Annotated in this window: 1 protein-coding gene; it reads left to right on the top strand. The window is 63.2% G+C overall.

What is annotated here, in order from left to right:
* The coding region (locus R0J88_RS22855) for an ArsR/SmtB family transcription factor (RefSeq protein ID WP_410901299.1) at positions 1 to 242 on the top strand (242 nt) is incomplete at both ends.

Raw genomic sequence — 242 nt, 5'->3', positions numbered from 1 at the left:
CGAAGAAGCCACTGCCCTGCTCAAGGCGATGGGCAACGAGAACCGCCTGCGCATCCTGTGCCTGCTCAGCGACAGCGAAATGTCGGTGAGCGAGCTCAACTCGCGCCTGGAACTGTCGCAATCCGCGCTGTCGCAGCATCTGGCGATTCTGCGTCGTGAAGGCATGGTGCGGACGCGCCGCGCTTCGCAGACCATCTACTATTCGCTGCAAGGCCCCAACGCCGCAGGTGTCATTCGTGCCC

Origin of the sequence: Pseudoalteromonas sp. SIMBA_162, from assembly GCF_046535955.1 — a bacterium.
Lineage (GTDB): Bacteria > Pseudomonadota > Gammaproteobacteria > Enterobacterales > Alteromonadaceae > Pseudoalteromonas > Pseudoalteromonas marina.
This window is presented reverse-complemented; position numbering and strand designations above follow the sequence as displayed.